Consider the following 21,511-nt stretch of genomic DNA (forward strand, 5'->3'; position numbering starts at 1 on the left):
TAATATGTATCCAATAAAATTTAAACCCATTTTAAAAGAACGTCTTTGGGGAGGAACTAAGCTCAAAACATTGTTTAATAAACCGATAGAAACCGATATCACAGGCGAGAGTTGGGAGGTGTCAGCAGTCAAAGGAGATATTTCCGTGGTGGCGAATGGCGAATTCAAAGATAAGTCATTGCAGGAGTTGATTGATTTATATCCGAATGAGTTGTTAGGCAAACATGTCTATGAAAGATTTGGTACAGATTTTCCAATTTTGATAAAATTCATTGATGCTCGTGAGGATTTATCAATTCAGGTACATCCTAATGATGATTTGGCAAAAAAACGACATAATTCTTTTGGAAAAACTGAGATGTGGTACGTTATGCAAGCCGATCCAGGTGCAAAACTCATTGTAGGGTTTAATAAAGATGTAACCAAAGAAGAATATCAGAAACACCTCACAGAAGGTACACTTACTGATATTATGAATTACGAAGAGGTGAGCGAAGGCGATACTTTTTTCATCAATACGGGTAAAGTTCATGCCATTGGAGGAGGAATAATCATAGCTGAGATTCAGCAAACAAGTGATATTACCTATCGCGTGTACGACTTCAATCGTAAGGACAAGAACGGTAATTTGCGTGAGCTTCACACCGAATTAGCCTTGGAAGCTATTGATTATCAGAAGAAAGATGATTTTAAAGTAAGTTACTCAAAATCAGAGAATACGACCAATAAAATGGTCGATTGCCCTTATTTTATTACCCATTATTTAAGTCTTTCGGAAGATTTTGAAAAGAAAATTGGAGCGGAAGACTCATTTCACATCTACATGTGTGTAAAAGGCAGTGGAATAGTTTCTGATGGAAAAACAGAACTATCTATAAATCAAGGAGAAACAGTGCTTTTCCCCGCAGTTTGTGATACGTTACAAGTGAAAACATCAGGCATTGAACTTTTAGAAGTTTCTTTGTGATAGAAAGGGTACGAATCTCAAAGTGAATATTCGTAAGGGAAAAAATTAGGTTGCATACAGCAATTTGTGTAAGTCAGAGAGTTATTGAGAATTTATAGAACTTAAAAAACGAAAATTTAACTAATGCTTCGGTATAGCTAAATAACTCTTTAACTTACACTCTTTTTTGGATAATATCAAAAAACTATTTCACAGGTGTAAACCATAATAATCTGTCCAAAGGAACAGTAAATTTGTACGATTTACCACCTTTATATACCTTTCCTTTGTCATCCTTCCACTTTCCTTTAGGAAGTTTTACACTTCGGACATTACTTTTCTCCATTATTGGAGCTACCAGATAGGTGTCTCCCAGCATATACTGGTCTTTACAATCTTCAAACCCTTGATTCGGGAAAGCGTATTCCATATGTTGAACAATAGGTTCACCTGTTTTAGCAGATTTTTTAGCTTGTTGTAATATATAATCGCCTAATTGTTCGTGCCATTTTGCGTATTTCAAGCATATTTCAAGATTTTCTTTACTCAAAATTCGCCAAGGAGCTACCGAAAACTGCATCATTGGCATCATTGAATGAATCTGACAAGAACGAACAATCAAACTTTGGTCAAATTTTGTAGGGTCAATACCTTGAAAACTAGAAAATTCACCTCCTCCAATCATATCAGGACAAGTATAAGCATATCCAAGGAGTCCACAAGCAATCATATCAGGGACGAGTCGCGAAACGCCATCCCAAGAATACGTTTTATCTCCCAAGCGTTGTACTAAAGGTTGCCCTCCCATTTGCCAACAAGCACGATACTCGTTATAAGGGAATTCCAAACCGAGTTTTGCCCAGAGGAAAGTCTGTTCTACGTCAAATGATTGTTTGTCAAAAACATCAATCTCCTCTTCGAGGTAACGCTCTGGGTCACCTGCGTCAAATTTAAATCCGTCGATGCCGTAATCCTTTTGCATCTTTTTGAGTATCTGGGTAAAATGATCAAAAGCATTGGGGTTACTAAAATCGTAACAAGCACTGAATCCATTCCACCAACGTAATAAGGCTGCGTATTTGCTGTTTTTTTCTTTACAAGGAAACCTTTACGCTGTAAGTCTCTAAATTCTTGTGAATCAGGTGATACGAAGGGACTAACCCACAGTAAAACTTTGAATCCCATTTTGTGGAGTTCATTTATCAATGCTTTAGGATTAGGAAATTTGTCTGGACGAAATTCAAAATTCCCGTAGTATTTCTGCCAGTTATCGTCAATCATCAAAATACCTGCGGGAAAACCGTTTTTCACGATATTTCGGGCATAATTTAGGATATCTTTTTGATTTTGGTTGTAAACTAGTTCAATCCACGTGTTGTATTGAGGTTTTGAAAAGAAGAGTTCAGGAGGGATTTTTCCTGATGATGGAAAGTATTTGTTACAGGCAGCCAGATAAGCCTCACGGAGGGTATTTTCCACCAGTTCCTAGTTCAATTTTTCCACGTGTGGTTTTTACTTTAATTTGATTTTCTGTGAATTGAAACTCCATTGGTGCTTCACTCCAAAGATAGCGCCCTTTGTTAGACACAAAAAGGGAGACAGTTTGATTGTTGAAATTACGAGTTCGCAAGTCGATGACTTTCGTTTGTGAAAAAGGCATTGAATTACCAAAGCTGGTAGCTCCACCCCACCATTTTTCACCTGTGAGCAGGTTGATTTCCTTCTGCTCTTGTGCTGAAACTACTAACGTTAAGCAAAAGAGACTAATCAAACTGGAAATTTTTTTTATCATCTTTATTCTTTTTTATTAGACCAAATAATAGGAAGTGATGGGTGGTTTTAGTCAATAGAGATTAACAATTAAGTGATTATACTTTTTGAATCTTAAACGTTATCTTTTATTCTAAATCGAATGTAAGTAATCGGTTTATTTTGAGATAGATAAAACTGCTCGTAGAACGTTTGAATTTCTGTCACATCTGCTGGAACCCCATCGCTGTTGTAGATATTATGATTTGCATAAACCACCTCATGTCCCAATCCATGAAGCAGTCCTAGGGTATATCCATGCATAAATTCGCTATCCGTCTTCAAATGGATATAACCTTCCGATGAAAGTATGTTTTTGTAGCGGTTTAAAAAATCCATATTTGTAAGCCTATGTTTGGTGCGTTTATATTTGATTTGTGGATCAGGAAACGTAATCCAGATTTCATTCACTTCCCCAGGAGCGAAACAATGTTCAATAAGTTCAATTTGTGTGCGTAAAAACGCTACATTAGGTATGTTTTCTTCAATAGCAGTTTTCGCACCACGCCAAAATCGAGCTCCTTTAATATCAATACCAATAAAATTTTTATTCGGATTTTTCTTTGCTAATCCGATAGAATATTCTCCTTTACCACACCCCAATTCTAATACGATTGGCAGATTATTCTTAAAATATTCTTGATGCCATTTGCCTTTAAAAGCGAAGGATTCGGCAAGTAGCTCATCCCGTTTAGGTTGCAGTACATTTGAAAAAGTTTCGTTCTCTTTGAAGCGTTTTAGTTTATTTTTACTTCCCACAGCTATATTTTTTAGATTGAATAAGGATGTCTGAAATGATTATTTCGTTTGAATTATAAAGGTTGTAACGGATTTATTCTTCTGTATATTAATTTTTTAGATCGCTAAAATGTGATTTTTCAGCAGGTTAATAATCTTATAATTCAAGAGGCAAAAATACAGAAAAAAGAATATTTGAGAAATTTTATATCTGTTTTTCGTGTAACTTTTCTATAATTTCATTTCTTTTTTCAAATATAATGCTCCTAATGGCCGTTAAAGGAAAATACCTCAAGAGAGTGGATTTATTTTGATTTTAGGTTAATATTTTTATTTAAATTCATTCTACATAAAAATATTTTTTTATATTTGCACCGATTTAGTCTAAATCATTAGTGTAAGTAATTGTAAATCATTAATTTGAGAATAAAATCAGTTAGATGAATAATATATACATTCGTTTTCTTTTTTTTCTATTGACGTACGCCAGTATAGGGAGGAAGCCAAAGCGGAAAGTATATATTGTTGACCCTACGAAGGAAAGCCCAAATGCTTTTGAAGAAGGTACTTCTCTTCAAGTGGCAGCAGGAGTTTCTTATGTAGGTATCTACTAAGGTGCGATTGTATTTTTTGATCTAATCTTTTAACATTTCTCCAATAGCTAAAAGACGAAATTGAAACAGGGGAGAGTTGTATTAATCCTACTTCATACTGAATTATAACTAGTGAAAGGCTATCCGAAAATAAATCGAATAGCCTTTCTTTATTTAAAAAGCAAATCATAAGCCGGATTCTGTAATCTTTTTGTAAAGACGCTTATCATTTATCTTGATTTACAATTACTTGTAAACTCAAACCGCCTACCCTCCAACATCGAACGAGCCGCCCTCAAGTGCTGGTTTACATAGCGTTGCACCGCATAGAGTTTACCTGATTTCACTACAACCGTATTGTACATCCTTTCTGTTGCACTGGTCCTCGCCTTACGACGGACGGGCGTTACCCGCTATGCTGCTCTATGGTGTCCGGACTTTCCTCTATAAATAGCGATAAGCCGATTTGCTCTCAAGGGCAAAAGTATAAAATATATGGAAAATACACAATAGAATCTGCATTGACATATATACAGAGAGACTAGGTATTATTGAGAACAAGTTAGTGTACAGTATTTCTTCAAAGGAAAAGACAGAGGAGATACTTTAGAAAAATTGCTACTCAAGTATCTGGTTCGGTGCTAATAGCTGAATACAAGGTATTGTTGTTCTATTCCAATAAATTTGAAGCGCAAATAATATCAAAATGAGATTTTTATGATAAAAGTTAAAAAGAAGATAGAAAGTGAGATTTTAAAGGTACAAATAGAGTTCGAATAATTGCAAGTTTAAAAGCTAATACCGTGCGGAGCAAAATGTACTAAAAGAAAAGTTAAAAAAAAATTATTTTAACGTTAAAAGATATGTTACTTCGATAAAATTATATCTTTATGTTACAAAAAATCGTAACTTTGCCCCGTTCTAGAAGGACAATAATATATAATAACTAAAGAATTATGCAAAAAAAGTGTTTACTTTTAGTAGTCTTGTTGTTTTCTTTTTTAGGAATACAACAAGTTACGGGACAGATTGATATCAAGAATCTAGTAAATGAATTTGCTGATGGATATCAGATTGTAGAGAAAAATTTCGAAGGGGGGAAAGCCACCATTGAGATTGACTTCACTAATGCGGGAACTGCTTCTATTGAAGTAGCTTTGCCTGCGGGGGTAACCATCAAGAATGGTCAAATAAACAACGAAGGAGTAGGGACTATCACTTCGCTGAATGCTACCACTTCGGTTGTGACGTTTCAAGTGACGGGCGTTACTGCCAATTCAAAGGTAAAGTTTTCCTATATACGTGTACTATCTCCTACGTCGCATCATAACCATATTAATGGAACGCAGATGAAGGATGTAATCAAGGTAACACAAGGGGGAGCAACTGCACAAAAGGATACACCTACCTACGGTTATCAGTATCCGCAACTTTCAGTACCCACAGGTACTGATTTGCAACCTAATTTAAATCCTTTAACAGGAGTTAATGCAACCACTTTTAAATTGCGTGCTGGTGGAAATGGTATTGCAAAAGACGTGTACTTCTCGGTAGAATACCCAGTAGGTACGAGCTACCATAAAATTTCGCATAACGGAACTCAATTGACACCTTTGACAGCTTCAACAGCTCAAAAGAAACTGTTTAAAATAACGGTACCTGCAGGTTTGAGTAATGGACAAGAACTCCTTATTAATGAAGAATACACCATAACCGAGCGTTGCATTATTGGCGATAAGGAAATTACTTATATGGTGAACTGGGGTACGGACACGGCTCAGTTTCAACCCAATGGTACAGGGAATACCTCAAAACGTACCATACAAAAAACTATAGGAACCGCTAATATTAACTTTGTAAACGATAATAACCTAACCTATTTCACAAGGGATAAGGGATATTGTGCTGCTATCGGAGAAAAGATAGGAACCATACGAGCAGCATATAGAAATGATGGTGTTGGTAGTGGGGCCGATGCGGATAAAATTGTGATACGTTTGGCAAAAATGGGGCGATATAATCAGAAAGCTACGTTCAAACCTGCCAATGTAAGAATCATCAACCCGGCAACACAAGTGGCAACTCCTTTACCAGCCGGTGCCTTGGTAGCGACTACGCATCCTAGTCCAACTTTAACAGGGGCTGACCGTGTGTTTGATGTTAATTTATCAGCATTGAACAGTGATCCTGATGGACCTGGAGGGTTAGAGGATCTGAATAGCGATGGTAAATATGATGATTTGGGAGCAGGGCAAACTCTGCATATTGAGTTTGACCTAATGAAAAATGCGGAATTCCCTAAGACAGATTGTGCTGGTGAAGATTTTTTTACTGCAAATTTTCACTTGGAATACAATTCTTTCGTGTATTATACAGAACGCTGTGGAGTGCGGTATGACCAAACAACTCCAAATGCAATTCAAACAGTAAAGAATTCTCGTAGATTTCAGATATTGTATAAGCGTTCTTATCTGACAGATACAGCTTATTTTCCACCAGTCTTGTATCTAGGAGATGACTATTCGGATGCTCAAATTTCTTTTGGGGAATATGTTAGTTTTATACAAACTCACAAAGCAGGGACACCGACCTACGGTGTACGTTATAAAATTGAAGCTATAATTCCAGATGGAATTGAGCTTGGAGATGTTAAATTTTACAATGCACAGGCTTATCCAGCAGGAGCAGCTATAGCTCCGCAGGAACTAACTATTTCACCTGATAGAAAAAAAATAACTGCCATACACCATACTTTAGGACATTTGCGTTTGAAGGTAAAAGCTAAATGTCCAGCTACTTCTTCACAACAAATTACGTATAGATTTTCTGTTATAGACGACTACAACACTCCTCAGCAATGTGAACTAAAATTACGTTGTTTTACCAAGACAGTCCAAATTGTTTGTGACGACGATTGTTCCAACAATGGACCTGTGTTGAGGGAAGTTACTGCACGAAGAACGGAAAATTCATTAGGGTGGACAGACGAGACGATGACCACACGGCTTACGTATGCAAATCCGTTGACCGAGGCTCAAGAGCAGTCTTCTCGAAGAGCTTTGTATTTGGATGAAATTGAGCTACGAGCCAAAGGAGAGCAAAAACGGGGTCAAGCCAATAATTTGTATTATAAATTAAAATTGACCCGAGGGGTTTTTGTGGCTCCTGTAAGTCTTCAGTTTACCTTTACCAGCGGTGTGCGTTCGGGGACGAGTGTTACCATTCCGATATCCGATGTGCAGACAAGTACAACATTAATTGGTACAGAAACACCCGATAACCCTGCAAAAAGGGAAATTCTTTGGAATTTCACGAATGCCTTAAATTTAAACACACAACCTTTGAATCAAGGGGATAAATTCGAGGTATATGCAATCTTCAAAGTGGATAAAAACTTGGTAAAACTACCATCACCACATACCTTAGAGTTTGCAAAAGACTTGCGGATGACAGAACAAACTTATTTCTTTATGTATGAGGGAGGAGTTGAGAAATATTGTGGTACGACTCGTTCACCAGAGATGTTTGTTGCTAATACCTATGGCTGGGATCAAACCAATCCTTATAATGTAAATAGTTGTTCATCAACTAATATAGGATCCAATATGATGTTCCTTTCACGAAGATTTAATAGTAGAGGGAAATATTACATAGGAGAACATCGTCCGGGGCGTTTGATAAAAGAATTCACATTTACGCTTCCTAAAACGTATAAAGTTACCGCCGTAGATTATAGACGTTCTGTAGTTAATTCAGTAGGAACAGTTGAGGAAAAAACTATCACTATTCCAATTGCAGATGTGCAGACCAGTGTGGAAGGGGATAATATTCAGTACAGATACGAAAATCCTATTGAAGGTGGAAAATATAAATTATTACCGGGGATGATATCAGTACACAATGGATATGGTGACTATATAAGAGTTTGGGTTCAGGCAACTTGTGGTTCGGGGATTGTTGCAGAACAAGCAAACATAAAAGGTCAGTTTTATGATTATTACTATCACTATGGTTTAGCAAGTAACGGAGGGTCGCCAGGAGGAGCTCCTTTGGTGCCTATGAATAATAAAGACAATGAACCTGACCCTGAAGGACACACATACCCCATAGTATTCAATAATAGACCAGCAATAACACTCACACCTCTGACTAACGTAAGTGTTAAAATGACGGATCAGGTGCGTACTCTTGGGCTTACACTTAAAAGTACTGGAGGTAGTGCAGCACCGTACACTTGGATTTCGATCCCAGATGTTTCTGGAGTGGAGGTAGTTGGTTTACTTGATGGTACTACAACATTGACACATATAGCAACCATTTCAGGGCAGAAAATGTACCATTTAGAAGCTGCAGGTTTAGCCGTAGGTGCAAGTAAAACCTATAATTTAAAGGTACGCCTAATCAATTGTGCCAGTGCAACAATGACGGTTTATTCAGGTTGGAATTGTGCTGAATTTTCACAAGGCTATGAGCATGCAGGTACATGTAGCGGTTTGCCAAATACCTTTGTTACGTATAGCTTAGAAAACGAAAATAGTTTAGTACAGTTAAAACGTAAGGCTACACCTAATAGCACTGAAACAGGTGAGCAGGCTGTCGGAAAACTAAGAATGTGTGGAGACAACTGGTATGAGTATGAAATTAACAGTGGAGGTTTAGGAGCTGTAGTATCACCTCGTTTGGCAATCAGTACCCAAGATGGTATTGATATTGCAGAAGTGCAGTATTTCTACCCATATGACAGTACTATAACAAATACTGTTGTGGGAACTAACGAAGTAGTTGACGGTGAAAATGCGAGGGTATATAACTTGACACCATATCTTTATGGAACAGAAACTCATCCAGGTGAAAATGACAGACAAATACGTGTACGCATCAACGTACGACCTAATTGTGATTTCAATGTAGGATCTTCGTTCTGGGTGCATGTATTGGGGCAAAATCCGTGTGGAGGTGCTTTGCAAGGAAATAGAGACAACGCCATTACAGCAAGTATTGACGGGGTAGCTGCAATGACTTACCGTATGGATAACACCTTGATATACAAAAATGGTAACGCAAATAATTGTGTTACAGGGGCGAGTGCTATTTATGAAGGTAGGCACCAAGCAGTTACACAGTCAGGTTTGGGAAGTATTGGAACAGGAGGCTATGTGGTACTTCGTATTCCATCAGGGTACGAAATCGTTCCAGGGTCATACAACCAAGTGGAAGCAAATCCGTCTACGTTATCTACTTCATTAGCTGCAACTTCAACACCAACCGCATCGGGAGCTACAGAGTATCGAATTGCAATACCAAATATGGCTCACGGTAATTGGTTTAAATATCAAGTTGGTGTCAGACAAAAAGCAGGTACTCCAGCAACAGATTGTGGAATAGAACGGCAAATCGAATACTACACTGTTGACCAAGCAACTAATATAGCTTGTCCTGCAGATGGCACTACTTGTCCAGTGCTTACGACTTTGACATCAGCAACAAAACAAGTCAAAGTAGAATCACAGAGAGCCTCACTCCAAATTGAAAATGTGTCAGTAACCGCAGCTGCACAGGGAGGAAAAGAGCGTGTAACATTCAAATTTGATGTAAAAAATACAAGTGGAATAAGTTATACAGGAGACTTAGTAGTTTCATTCTATGAAGATACTGTTTTCGATTCAATGGTGGGTACGGGCGATAATAAGGTCGGAACAATAACTTTTACAGGAACCACTATCAACGCAGGAGCTTCTGTTAATTTAACAGGTTCGTTGGACATTCCACAACAAAACGTGTGTAGGCTTCGTGCTATCATTGAAGGTAGTAGTAATAGTTGTTTGTGTGATATGTCGGATATTCAATTGGCAGTGCCTAATCCCATAACAGGTTTGGTAACTGATTTGACCGTTTGCGAAACAGGTTCAGCAGTTTTTGCTTACAATGCAGCAGCTCCAATTTATACATCTTATAAATGGACTTCGTCCACTGCAGGTAATATGAACTATCTTTCAAATGCGGATATCCAAGTACCTACATTCAAGTATACAGGGACACCATTGACAGCAGTAACAACTTTCACCTATTCTTTGACGGTAACACGTTCTAACGGATGTACAGCGTCACAGGAGGTAGTTGTTACGGTGAATCCAGCACCTGCACCAACGTCAATTTCAGGGGCGTTCTGTGGTTCACCTACTGTATTGAATTTGAAAAACAGTGTGAATCCAACAAATCCGTCAGTGGTTAGAGTTTATTTAGCATCATCACCTCTTGCGGATACTGATAACTTGATAAATGGAAATACGTATGAAGTTTCAGTAATCCAAGGGACTTGTGAAAGTAGAAGAGCAAGTGTTTCTGTAGTAATTTCTGCTATTCCAACTCCAATGGTAACCGTAGTTAATGCGACTTGTTTAGTAGCAGGTTCAGCAACTATTGCTAACTATGAAGCTACATATACTTACACATTTAGTGATGCAGCGGTAACCCATACAGGGGCGACCATTACAGGTTTTGCTTTAGGAACAACCTATACGATGACGGTTTCCAACGGAACATGTTCGGCTACTACAACTTTCGTGGTAAGCAACACTTGTACTATTGATGCTGTTGATGATCCTGTTACAGCAACTTCGACCACTACACCAGTGGTGGCAGGTAATGTGTTAGGTAATGACACCATGACCAGCGGAACAGTAAGTACAAGCAATGTAGATATTTTTATTGTTACACCGGCTACGGGAGCTGTAGTTCCAAGTGTTCAAACAGGGACAGGTAATATCATTGTACCTCCGAGTACGCCAGCAGGAACCTATACTATTGTTTATAAAATCTGTTCAAAAGTAGTTGCAGACACTTGCGATACAGCAACAGTAACGGTAGTGGTACCTCCGTTTATAGAAGCTAATGATGATGTTTATACTGTAACTTCTACAACGGGAGGATTGGTTAGCAATGTATTGAGTAATGATACCGCTAATGGTAGTCCAGCCACAGTGGGTACGGTTAGTATTACAAGTGTAACGCCATCTCCATTACCAAATGCACCGATATTAGATGCTGCCACGGGTAATGTTACAGTAAGTTCAACGACTCCATCAGGGACTTACACCATTACGTATGAAATTTGCCCATTGGGAGTAGCTTCAGCTGATGCAAGTTGTGACACAGCAACAGTAACAGTAGTAGTACCTCCGTTTATAGATGCTAATGATGATGTTTATACTGTAACTTCTACAACGGGAGGATTGGTTAGCAATGTATTGAGTAATGATACCGCTAATGGTAGTCCAGCCACAGTGGGTACGGTTAGTATTACAAGTGTAACGCCATCTCCATTACCAAATGCACCGATATTAGATGCTGCGACGGGTAATGTTACAGTAAGTTCAACGACTCCATCAGGGACTTACACCATTACGTATGAAATTTGCCCATTGGGAGTAGCTTCAGCTGATGTAAGTTGTGATACAGCAACAGTAACAGTAGTAGTAGTACCTCCGTTTATAGAAGCTAATGATGATGTTTATACTGTAACTTCTACAACGGGAGGATTGGTTAGCAATGTATTGAGTAATGATACCGCTAATGGTAGTCCAGCTACAGTGGGTACGGTTAGCATTACAAGTGTAACGCCGTCTCCATTACCAAATGCACCGATATTAGATGCTGCGACGGGTAATGTTACAGTAAGCTCAACGACTCCATCAGGAACTTACACCATTACGTATGAAATTTGCCCATTGGGAGTAGCTTCAGCTGATGCAAGTTGTGATACAGCAACAGTAATAGTAGTAGTACCTCCGTTTATAGATGCTAATGATGATGTTTATACTGTAACTTCTACAACGGGAGGATTGGTTAGCAATGTATTGAGTAATGATACCGCTAATGGTAGTCCAGCCACAGTGGGTACGGTTAGCATTACAAGTGTAACGCCATCTCCATTACCAAATGCACCGATATTAGATGCTGCGACGGGTAATGTTACAGTAAGTTCAACGACTCCATCAGGGACTTACACCATTACGTATGAAATTTGCCCATTGGGAGTAGCTTCAGCTGATGCAAGTTGTGATACAGCTACGGTAACGATAGTAGTTACAGCTGTAACAACCCCTACGGTAATCACCGCTACTGATGATGTAGTCACCGTAACGACCACAGAAAGTGGAACAGTAGTTAACGTGTTGGATAATGATAAAATTGGTACTAACACACCAACAACATCTGATGTAACGATAACGGTAACGTCAACCCCAACAGGAGCGATAGTACCGAACTTAGACCCTGTAACAGGAGATGTTACGGTACCATCAGGTACACCAACGGGAACGTATGTTATAGGTTATAGCATCTGTACAAAATCAGGAACGATTACATGCGACACAGCTACGGTAACGATAGTAGTTACAGCTGTAACAACCCCTACAGTAGTCACGGCTACTGACGACCCAGTAACTGTAACGACCACTCAAAGTGGAACTGTAGTTAACGTGTTGGATAATGATAAAATTGGTACTAATACACCAACAACATCTGATGTAACGATAACGGTAACGTCAACCCCAACGGGAACAATCGTACCGATATTAGACCCATCGACAGGAGATGTAACCGTACCATCAGGAACACCATCAGGAACGTATGAAATTGGTTATAAGATCTGTACAAAAGTAGGTATAGTAACTTGTAGTACAGCCACAGTAACGATTACAGTTACAGAGGTAGTAACACCAACAGTGTTAATCGCTAATGACGACCCAGTAACTGTAACGACCACTCAAAGTGGAACTGTAGTTAACGTGTTGGATAATGATAAAATTGGCACGAACACACCAACGACATCTGATGTAACGATAACGGTAACGTCAACCCCAACGGGAACAATCGTACCGATATTAGACCCATCGACAGGAGATGTAACCGTACCATCAGGAACACCATCAGGAACGTATGAAATTGGTTATAAGATCTGTACAAAAGTAGGTATAGTAACTTGTAGTACAGCCACAGTAACGATTACAGTTACAGAGGTAGTAACACCAACAAATACGACTGTAGCGAAGGATGACTTTAGAACTACTTATGTAAATACTCAAGTTTCAGGAAGTGTAGCAGCGAACGATTTAGATCCTGAGGGAGATACCCAAGTGTGGACGACTCAGACAAATACCACAGGAGGACATACCTTTGTGTTGAATGCAGACGGAACATATACGTTTACTCCTTCGACAGACTTTGTAGGAACGGTATCATATACGTATGAAGTATGTGATAACGGAACACCGCAGGCATGTGCGACAGCTACGATTTACATCTCAGTGAAGCAAGTAGCTACGCCTACAGCGAATACAGATACGTTTACAGTTACCACTTCGACCAACACGCAAACAGTAGGAAACGTGTTGGATAACGACAAGCTTGGTACTAACACACCAACAACATCTGATGTAACGATAACTGTAACGAGTACCCCAACAGGATCGGTTGTACCGAACTTAGACCCTGTAACAGGAAATGTTACAGTACCATCAGGTACGCCAACGGGAACGTATACGATAGGTTATAGAATCTGTACAAAATCAGCAACGATTACTTGCGACACAGCTACGGTAACTGTAATAGTTACAGAGGTAACAACTCCAACGACCCCTACGGTAGTCACCGCTACTGATGATGTAGTCACTGTAACGACGACTCAAAGTGGAACTGTAATAAATGTCTTGGACAACGACCAAATCGGTACGAACACACCAACGACATCTGATGTAACAATAACGGTAACGAAAACTCCAACAGGAACAATCGTACCGATATTAGACCCATCGACAGGAAACGTAACCGTACCATCAGGAACGCCAACGGGAACATATACAATTGGTTATGAGATTTGTACAAAAGTAGGTACAGTAACTTGTAGTACAGCCACAGTAACGATTACAGTTACGGAGGTAGTAACACCAACAAATACGACCGTAGCGAAAGATGATATTAACAATACGTATGTTAATACACCGGTTTCAGGAAACGTAGGAACGAACGATTTAGATCCTGAGGGAGATACGCAAGTATGGACAATACAAACAAATACAGTAGGAGGACATACCTTTGTGTTGAACGCAGACGGAAGATATACGTTTACTCCTTCGACAGACTTTGTAGGAACGGTATCTTATACGTATGAAGTATGTGATAACGGAACACCGCAGGCATGTGCAACAGCTACGATAAGTATCCAAGTATTACCGAAAGGAATCAATAGTTTGGTTGCGAATGATGACACAGCTGTTACTAAAGTAAATACAGGTGTTTTGATAAGCGTGTTGTCGAATGACTTTGATCCAGAAGGAGATACTTTCAGTGTAACGAAACATACGAATCCATCTCATGGAACAGTTGCCTTGAATGCTGACGGAACATTCACATATACACCAACAACAGACTTTGTAGGAGAAGATGAGTTCACTTACATCATTTGTGATGGTAATGTAACGTCTACTTGTGCAACAGCGAGAGTACATGTGTCTGTGGTATCTACAACAACTAATATTACAGTTGCTAATGACGATGCTTACAATACGGATGTTAATGTAGCAGTAGTAGGAAATGTGTTGAATAATGACACCGACCCAGAGGGCGATACAGTAACTACTACAGTGGTAACAACTCCTTCTAATGGAACGTTGAGTTTGAGTACAGATGGTACGTTTACGTATACACCGACTACGAACTTTGTAGGGACAGACTCCTTTACGTATAGAGTTTGTGATAGTGGAACTCCACAGGCATGTGATGAAGCTACGGTTTACATTACGGTTAAAGGAGTTGTAGCTACGCCTACAGCGAATACAGATACGTTTACAGCCACGACTTCGACCAACACGCAAACAGTAGGAAACGTATTGGATAACGACAAGCTTGGTGCAAAAACACCAACAACATCTGATGTAACGATAACTGTAACGTCAACCCCAACAGGAACAATCGTACCGAACTTAGACCCTGTAACAGGAAATGTTATGGTGCCGTCAGGTACGCCAACGGGAACGTATACGATAGGTTATAGCATCTGTACAAAATCAGGAACGATTACATGCGATACTGCTACAGTAACGATAGTAGTTACAGAGGTAACAACTCCAACGACACCTGTAGTAGCGAAAGATGATGTTGAACAGACGGTAGTTGATACACCTGTTACGGTTAAAGTAGTATCTAATGATGAGCATGTGCCTACGCAAGGAACTTTGACCATTGTTACGCAACCTAAAAACGGAATGGTTGTTATCAATAACAATGGAACGACTAATGCTCCGTCGGATGATGAGGTTGTTTACACACCTAACCGAGGTTATGCAGGAGTAGACAGTTTCGAGTATGAGCTTTGCGATACGATGGGTAACTGTTCTATAGCTAAAGTAACGATAACGGTGTTGAATGATGTAATTCCTCACAATGGTATTTCTGTAAATGGAGATGGATTGAATGATTACTTCCATATTCAAGGTATAGAGAGATATCCTAATAATACGGTTCGTATTTACAATCGTTGGGGAGTTAAGGTATTTGAGACGAAGGGCTATGATAATGTTAATAGAGTATTCCGAGCGATTTCAAACGGACGAGTGACGATTGAAGCTCCTGAGAAATTGCCACAAGGTACATATTACTATATCATTGAATACACCGATAACAACAACAAGAAACATACGAAAGGAAGTTGGTTGTATATTAAGAAGTAATAATTATAATAAAGCAGTAGGTGATGGAAAATACTGTTGCCTACTGCTTCATCATTAACATAAATAAGTCGATATGAAAAAAAGAAATCTTTTTTCAGTGGTGATGTTGCTGTTTGCCACAATGGTTTTTGCTCAACAAGAATCACAGTACACACAATACATGTACAACACGATGATGTTTAATCCGGGATATACGGGGTCTCGTGGTGTTGATAGTTTTTTTGGAATATTCCGAGCACAGTGGATTGGTTTGGATGGAGCTCCTCGCAGTGGAGGGATTAGTTATCATGCTCCTCAGGAGCGTTTGCGAAACGTGGGTTTGGGGTACTCGTTGTTCTATGACGCAATAGGGCCACAAACCAATACGAGTTTTATGTTAGATTTCTCGTATACTTTGAATTTTGATAATTCGAAGTTAGCTTTTGGTTTAAAGGGTACAGCAGAGATTTTTAGTTTGGATTATAATAAACTTCGTTTGTACGATCCATCAGACACACATTTTTCGGAGAATAGTACTATATTTTCACCGAATGTAGGAGCGGGTGTTTTTTGGTATTCGGATAAGTATTACATAGGTTTTTCGGTTCCTAATTTGTTGGAGACAGAGATTTACGAGTCAAAGGATCGTAGGGTTTCTGTATTGAAAAACACCCAACATTTTTACTTGATAGGGGGATATGTTTTTGATTTGAGTGATAATATCAAGTTCAAACCTGCTGTATTGTCAAAGATGTCTTATGGAGCTCCTTTGCAGTTGGATGTATCTGCAAATTTCATGTTTAATGAGCGTTTTGTGTTTGGAGCTGCTTGGCGTTGGTCAGCTGCAGTGAGTTTGATGGCAGGTTTTCAGGTGAATGATCGTTGGTTTATAGGCTACGGTTATGATTTTGAGACGACAGAACTTTCTCGTTACAACTCAGGTTCTCATGAAATCTTTTTACGCTACGAATTGGTGAAGATGTACAAAAAGGTTGTGTCTCCGCGTTTCTTCTAAATTAAAGTTTAAATCTTGAAGGTAATCATACTATGAAAATATACCATAAATTATTGTTTTTTCTATTATTAGGAATAACGGCAAATATTTTTGCACAGGAAAAGGAATTACAGAAGGCGAATGATTTGTATCAGAATTATGCTTATGTAGATGCTATTAAGATATACGAAAGTATAGCTAAGAAGGGTTTTGTGAATCAGGAGTTGTTGGAGCGTTTGGGTAATTCGTATTATTTCAATGCTGATTATACGGCAGCATTGGTTTGGTATGAACAATTATTTGCCAATTCAGAATACAAAATCGAACCAGAATACTACTACCGTTATTCACTTTCGTTAAAATCGGCGGAACGTTATGATGAGGCTGATAGGATGATGGTTAAGTTTGTTGAGTTGACAGATGCGAATGATACGAGGGCGATATTATTCCAAGAGAATAGAAATTATCAAGAGATTATCAAAGATAATTCGAATCGTATGGAATTGTATCATACGGATATCAACACAGAGCATTCAGAGTATGGAGCTGCGTTCTATGGTGGAGATAAGGTTATTTTTGCAGCGAGTAATAGTAGTATGTTCAAGCAAACTTCACAATGGACAGGCGAGAGTTTTTACGATTTATACATAGCACAACAGGACAGTATTACTTTGTCAAACAAACATCTCTTTCCTTCGGATATTAATACAAAATTCAACGAATCTACGGCTGTCTTTACTAAGGATGGCAATACCGTTTATTTCACACGTAATAATTATGTGAATAAAAAAGTAAGAATGAATAGTGAAAATACTATTCTCTTAAAAATTTTACGAGCGACTAAAGACGCTAACGGTAAGTGGGGCAATGTGATTGAGATGCCTTTCAACAGCAATGCTTACAATGTGGCACATCCAGCGTTAAGCTCTGATGAGCAGTATTTATATTTTGCTTCGGATATGGAAGGAACTCTGGGAACTTCTGATATTTTCCGTGTAAAGATTTTAGAAAATGGTTATGGAAAACCTGAAAATTTAGGGAATGTGATTAATACCACGGGACGTGAGTCGTTTCCTTTCATTTCAAAAGATAACATACTGTATTATTCATCAGATGGATTTCCAGGTTTGGGAGGGTTGGATATTTTTGCGGTTAAGCTCTATGACAATGGAACAACGTCAAAGCCAATCAACATTGGTATGCCTGCCAACAGTGCCGATGATGATTTCTGTTTCGTAATTGATAGCGATAAAAAGATAGGATTTTTGACTTCAAACCGTCCAGGAGGAAAAGGAAAAGATGATATTTATTCGTTTTATGAGCGTTCTCCTTTACAGTTTTATTGTTCAAAAATCATGCGAGGAGTGGTTAAAAATTCAGAAACTAATGAGATTATTCCAAATGCAAAAGTTTTATTGTCAAGCAAAAATATGACATTATTGAAATCCGAAACGGCTACCGAACAAGGAGCTTTCTCTTTCGGAGGAGATTTAATCAGATGTGAAGAACCTCATTTCTACTTAAAAGGGGAGAAAGAAGGATTTGAAACAGCCGAAGTAAAAGTAACTACAACGGGTAATGATAGAGAAGTGTATTACGAAATCATGTTAAAACCACGAGTTGTTAAAATTGAGAAAGACGTTGATTTGGCAAAAGTATTGAATATTAAGGAAATTTATTTTGATTTAGATAAATCGAATATTCGTCCTGACGCTGAAGTGCAATTAGCTAAGGTTCTTCAAGTTATGAAAGAACATCCGAATATAAAAATTGATGTTCGTTCGCATACCGACAGCCGAGCGTCACATGCCTATAACTTGTCATTGTCCGACAGAAGAGCCAAATCTACAGTAAAATGGATTATTGATAACGGAATAGATAAGAGTCGTATCACAGGAAAAGGATATGGAGAAACTCAGTTAGTTAATGGTTGTTCGGATGGTGTTTCATGTTCTGAGGAAGAACATCAAGCAAATCGCCGAAGTGAATTTATCATTATTGAGATGAAATAGTTATTGTTTTTTTATTACACCAGAAGCCTCTGAAAGTATGTTCACTTTCAGAGGCTTTCATTTTCGACTATTTAATATTGAATGCTACATTCCCCTCAATAATAATCATTTGGAAAATTGTTACACATTTCTTGAAGATGGGTAAATTATCTCAGGTTGATAATCTAAGTGACTTTGAGCTTCTTCAATGGAGTTAAAAAATCCTGTTGCTTTAAAAACATACATCGATGATCCTAAAACAGTGGTTTCCTTCTGTTTGATTAGTCTTATCGGTAAATCACAAATATCGGCTCGTAGCTGATTCCATAGCTTGTTTTTTGTGCCTCCTCCAACGCAAGTAATGTATTCAGCTTTAAAATTTCCTGCCTTTTCAACAGCTTGTAGGGCTTTTTTTAATTTATGAGCCAAAGCTTCTAAGGTAGCTCGATAGATATGAGCTCTTGTAGTTTGCAGGGTGATGCCTATAATAGCTCCTTCTGAACCATTTTCTTTATCCAGAAAATCTGGATTCACGCGTACTCCCTCGCATCCCATCGGAATTTTTTCGGCCTCTGAAATCATCACCGAATATACATCTTCCTGAGGAATATCCATGTAAAACATTCGTCGAATCCATTCTAAAACTCCTGATCCTAAATAATTTACACCAATATTGTAGGTGTGTTCTTCGGCGTCTAATTCTGTGGTCAGCCCTAAGCCAAATTCTGCTTCAGAAACAGTATAGTGCTGGGTTCGAGACATCAAAATTTCCCACGTACCTGAACTGAGTACAGGTTGGTTCATTCCTACTCCTGAACCAATGATAGCAAACTGGGTGTCGTGTCCTGCTAAAAAAACAGGTGTATTTTCAGGAATTCCTGTTTCAATAGAGGCTCGGGAGGTTATACTCCCAACTTTTGTTCCCGCTGAGGCTGTATCTCCCATAAGGGATATTTGAAGTTCGAGTGCATTGAATATTTTTTGTGAGTAGTTCCGTTGTGATAAGTCAGTAAGCATTGATGTTCCTGACATTGTGCTGTCATTCAATTTGTTACCTGTTAAACGGAAATTTAGTAGCGACGGCATATAAAGAAATTGAACTTTTGGATGCTGTAGCAATTCAGGGTGATTTTCTTTAAACCATATTAATTTATTAATGGTATTGAAGCTGTACGGTAAAATTCCTGATGTTGTGTATAGTTCCTTTACAGGGATATAATTACCGATGTTTTCCATAATGGAGTCGGTGCGTTTGCATTGCCAAGAGATGACGGGATAGAGCAATTCACCTGATTCGGCTACGAGCGTTCCGTCCACGCCAAAGGTTGTGGTAGCAACCCCTACAATTCGAGAGGTGTCGATTTGTGAAGTTACGATTTTAGCAGCCTTGCACAGTTTCTCCCAGATAGCGTCAACATTCCAAATACGTCCGCCTTCGTAATGAGGATCGGCTTCGGTTTGGTTAGGATAGGATTGAGAAGCTTCAATATTTCCGTGTATGTCCATGGCTATTACACGTACATTAGTAGCTCCACAATCAAAAAGTAAGGCTAATGGATTTTTCATCTTTTTAAAATTTTATAAAGGAAAGTAAGTTTGAAGTTATTTTTTCATCTTTTCACGTGAAAAAGTTGCGATAAAATTCAATTACATCCTTTGGTTCAGTTCAAAGCAAAGATATGAATAATAAATGGATTTACATTGGCATTCAGACATTAAATTTGTAGCTAAAATCTGTAAAGAAATACAATCTCCTAAAACACACTAAAAATAAACTGCAATTTGGTTTTAACTACTTTTTTGTACATTTGCATAAAATAGCAGTTCAAGAAATGAAAACAATTTTAGAAATTCGGCAATTAACAAAAAAGTTTGGTAGTTTCGTAGCCGTAGATAACGTTTCGTTCCAAATTGAAAAAGGCAGTATATACGGGTTGTTAGGGCCTAACGGAAGCGGGAAATCCACAACTTTGGGAATGATTCTCAATGTGGTGAATAAAACTTCGGGTGAATATCAATGGTTTAATGGAAATATATCTAATCAACAGGCTCTAAAACGTATAGGAGCCATCATCGAACGTCCGAATTTCTACCCGTATATGTCGGCTTATGAAAATCTGCGTTTGGTTTGCAAAATTAAGGGAGCTACAACTGATAAAATCCAAGAAAAATTGCAATTAGTAGGCTTGTGGGAAGTCAAAGATCGTAAATTTTCAGCTTTTTCATTGGGAATGAAGCAGCGGTTAGCAATTGCTTCTGCACTCCTTAATGACCCCGAAATCTTAATTTTAGATGAACCTACCAACGGTCTTGATCCGCAGGGAATACACCAAATTAGGGAACTCATACGCTATATTGCATCTCAAGGAGTAACCGTGTTATTGGCATCGCATTTATTGGATGAGGTAGAAAAAGTGTGTACGCACGTGGTAGTACTACAACAAGGAAAGATGCGTTACAACGGACGTGTCGACGCTATGTTCAACGATTACGGATTTTTTGAGTTAGCTACCCAGCACAATGAAAAATTGCAAGAAGCTTTACGAGATTTCACGGAATTTGATAAAATTATCATTGAAGGAAATTTAATTCGAGCTTATTTGAAAACCGACATTCCTTCTGAAGAATTGAATAAACGACTTTTTGAAAAAGGTTACGTACTTTCTCACTTAGTAAAACGAAAAGAAAGTCTTGAAAATCAGTTCCTTAAATTAACTAATCATACAAATTAA

10 protein-coding genes, 1 other RNA gene and 1 pseudogene are annotated in these 21,511 nt (G+C 38.4%); 6 read left to right on the top strand and 6 right to left on the bottom strand.

Going from position 1 to position 21,511, the window contains the following annotated elements:
• The first annotated feature begins 4 nt into the window (after positions 1-4).
• Positions 5-967, top strand: coding sequence for a type I phosphomannose isomerase catalytic subunit (locus ACF3OB_RS08650; RefSeq protein WP_042344253.1), 963 nt, complete (start codon positions 5-7; stop codon positions 965-967).
• 184 nt (positions 968-1,151) lie between these two features.
• Here ACF3OB_RS08650 and ACF3OB_RS08655 read toward each other — a convergent pair whose 3' ends face one another.
• From ACF3OB_RS08655 to trmB, 4 genes and pseudogenes are all read right to left on the bottom strand, one after another.
• Positions 1,152-1,496, bottom strand: coding sequence for a hypothetical protein (locus tag ACF3OB_RS08655; RefSeq protein WP_392448777.1), 345 nt, complete (start codon positions 1,494-1,496; stop codon positions 1,152-1,154).
• Positions 1,485-2,425, bottom strand: a pseudogene (locus ACF3OB_RS08660) (glycoside hydrolase family 31 protein); the annotation flags it as partial. The pseudogene ACF3OB_RS08660 and the gene ACF3OB_RS08655, both read right to left, overlap by 12 nt.
• Positions 2,406-2,738, bottom strand: a complete 333-nt coding sequence (locus ACF3OB_RS08665; protein ID WP_392447477.1) for a hypothetical protein — start codon at positions 2,736-2,738, stop codon at positions 2,406-2,408. The pseudogene ACF3OB_RS08660 and the gene ACF3OB_RS08665, both read right to left, overlap by 20 nt.
• A gap of 92 nt (positions 2,739-2,830) precedes the next feature.
• Positions 2,831-3,514 carry a tRNA (guanosine(46)-N7)-methyltransferase TrmB gene (gene trmB / locus ACF3OB_RS08670; RefSeq protein WP_392447479.1) on the bottom strand — a complete coding sequence of 228 codons (684 nt, stop codon included), beginning with the start codon at positions 3,512-3,514 and terminating at the stop codon, positions 2,831-2,833.
• A gap of 419 nt (positions 3,515-3,933) precedes the next feature.
• Here trmB and ACF3OB_RS08675 point away from each other — a divergent pair, with 419 nt between their 5' ends.
• Positions 3,934-4,107, top strand: coding sequence for a hypothetical protein (locus ACF3OB_RS08675; RefSeq protein ID WP_172914473.1), 174 nt, complete (start codon positions 3,934-3,936; stop codon positions 4,105-4,107).
• Positions 4,108-4,260: 153 nt separating this feature from the next.
• On the opposite strand, the gene rnpB is transcribed toward ACF3OB_RS08675, so the two are convergent.
• Positions 4,261-4,559: RNase P RNA component class A (gene rnpB / locus ACF3OB_RS08680), an RNA gene on the bottom strand.
• A gap of 483 nt (positions 4,560-5,042) precedes the next feature.
• Here rnpB and ACF3OB_RS08685 point away from each other — a divergent pair.
• The 3 genes from ACF3OB_RS08685 (at position 5,043) to ACF3OB_RS08695 (ending at position 18,800) form a co-directional block, all read left to right on the top strand.
• A complete protein-coding gene (locus tag ACF3OB_RS08685; protein ID WP_392447481.1) occupies positions 5,043-15,815 on the top strand; it encodes an Ig-like domain-containing protein in 10,773 nt (3,590 codons plus the stop codon).
• Between the two features lie 73 nt (positions 15,816-15,888).
• Complete coding sequence (locus ACF3OB_RS08690; RefSeq protein WP_095893440.1) at positions 15,889-16,809, top strand: type IX secretion system membrane protein PorP/SprF; 921 nt, start codon at positions 15,889-15,891, stop codon at positions 16,807-16,809.
• 32 nt (positions 16,810-16,841) lie between these two features.
• Positions 16,842-18,800, top strand: coding sequence for an OmpA family protein (locus ACF3OB_RS08695; RefSeq protein ID WP_095911858.1), 1,959 nt, complete (start codon positions 16,842-16,844; stop codon positions 18,798-18,800).
• A 120-nt stretch (positions 18,801-18,920) separates the two neighbouring features.
• Here ACF3OB_RS08695 and fucK read toward each other — a convergent pair whose 3' ends face one another.
• Positions 18,921-20,345 (bottom strand): L-fuculokinase, encoded by a 1,425-nt coding sequence (fucK, locus tag ACF3OB_RS08700; protein WP_095893438.1) that lies wholly within the window; start codon positions 20,343-20,345, stop codon positions 18,921-18,923.
• 266 nt (positions 20,346-20,611) lie between these two features.
• Here fucK and ACF3OB_RS08705 point away from each other — a divergent pair, with 266 nt between their 5' ends.
• Positions 20,612-21,511 (top strand): ABC transporter ATP-binding protein, encoded by a 900-nt coding sequence (locus ACF3OB_RS08705; protein ID WP_392420096.1) that lies wholly within the window; start codon positions 20,612-20,614, stop codon positions 21,509-21,511.

The sequence above is a fragment of the Capnocytophaga canis genome (assembly GCF_043187445.1).
In the GTDB taxonomy this organism is placed as follows: Bacteria; Bacteroidota; Bacteroidia; order Flavobacteriales; family Flavobacteriaceae; genus Capnocytophaga; species Capnocytophaga canis.

Bases quoted from the DNA above. Each gene is read 5' to 3' on its own strand.
- ACF3OB_RS08650 (WP_042344253.1), top strand. From the start codon at position 5: ATGTATCCAATAAAATTTAAACCCATTTTAAAAGAACGTCTTTGGGGA.
- ACF3OB_RS08665 (WP_392447477.1), bottom strand. From the start codon at position 2,738: ATGATAAAAAAAATTTCCAGTTTGATTAGTCTCTTTTGCTTAACGTTA.
- ACF3OB_RS08675 (WP_172914473.1), top strand. From the start codon at position 3,934: ATGAATAATATATACATTCGTTTTCTTTTTTTTCTATTGACGTACGCC.
- ACF3OB_RS08685 (WP_392447481.1), top strand. From the start codon at position 5,043: ATGCAAAAAAAGTGTTTACTTTTAGTAGTCTTGTTGTTTTCTTTTTTA.
- ACF3OB_RS08690 (WP_095893440.1), top strand. From the start codon at position 15,889: ATGAAAAAAAGAAATCTTTTTTCAGTGGTGATGTTGCTGTTTGCCACA.
- ACF3OB_RS08695 (WP_095911858.1), top strand. From the start codon at position 16,842: ATGAAAATATACCATAAATTATTGTTTTTTCTATTATTAGGAATAACG.
- fucK (WP_095893438.1), bottom strand. From the start codon at position 20,345: ATGAAAAATCCATTAGCCTTACTTTTTGATTGTGGAGCTACTAATGTA.
- ACF3OB_RS08705 (WP_392420096.1), top strand. From the start codon at position 20,612: ATGAAAACAATTTTAGAAATTCGGCAATTAACAAAAAAGTTTGGTAGT.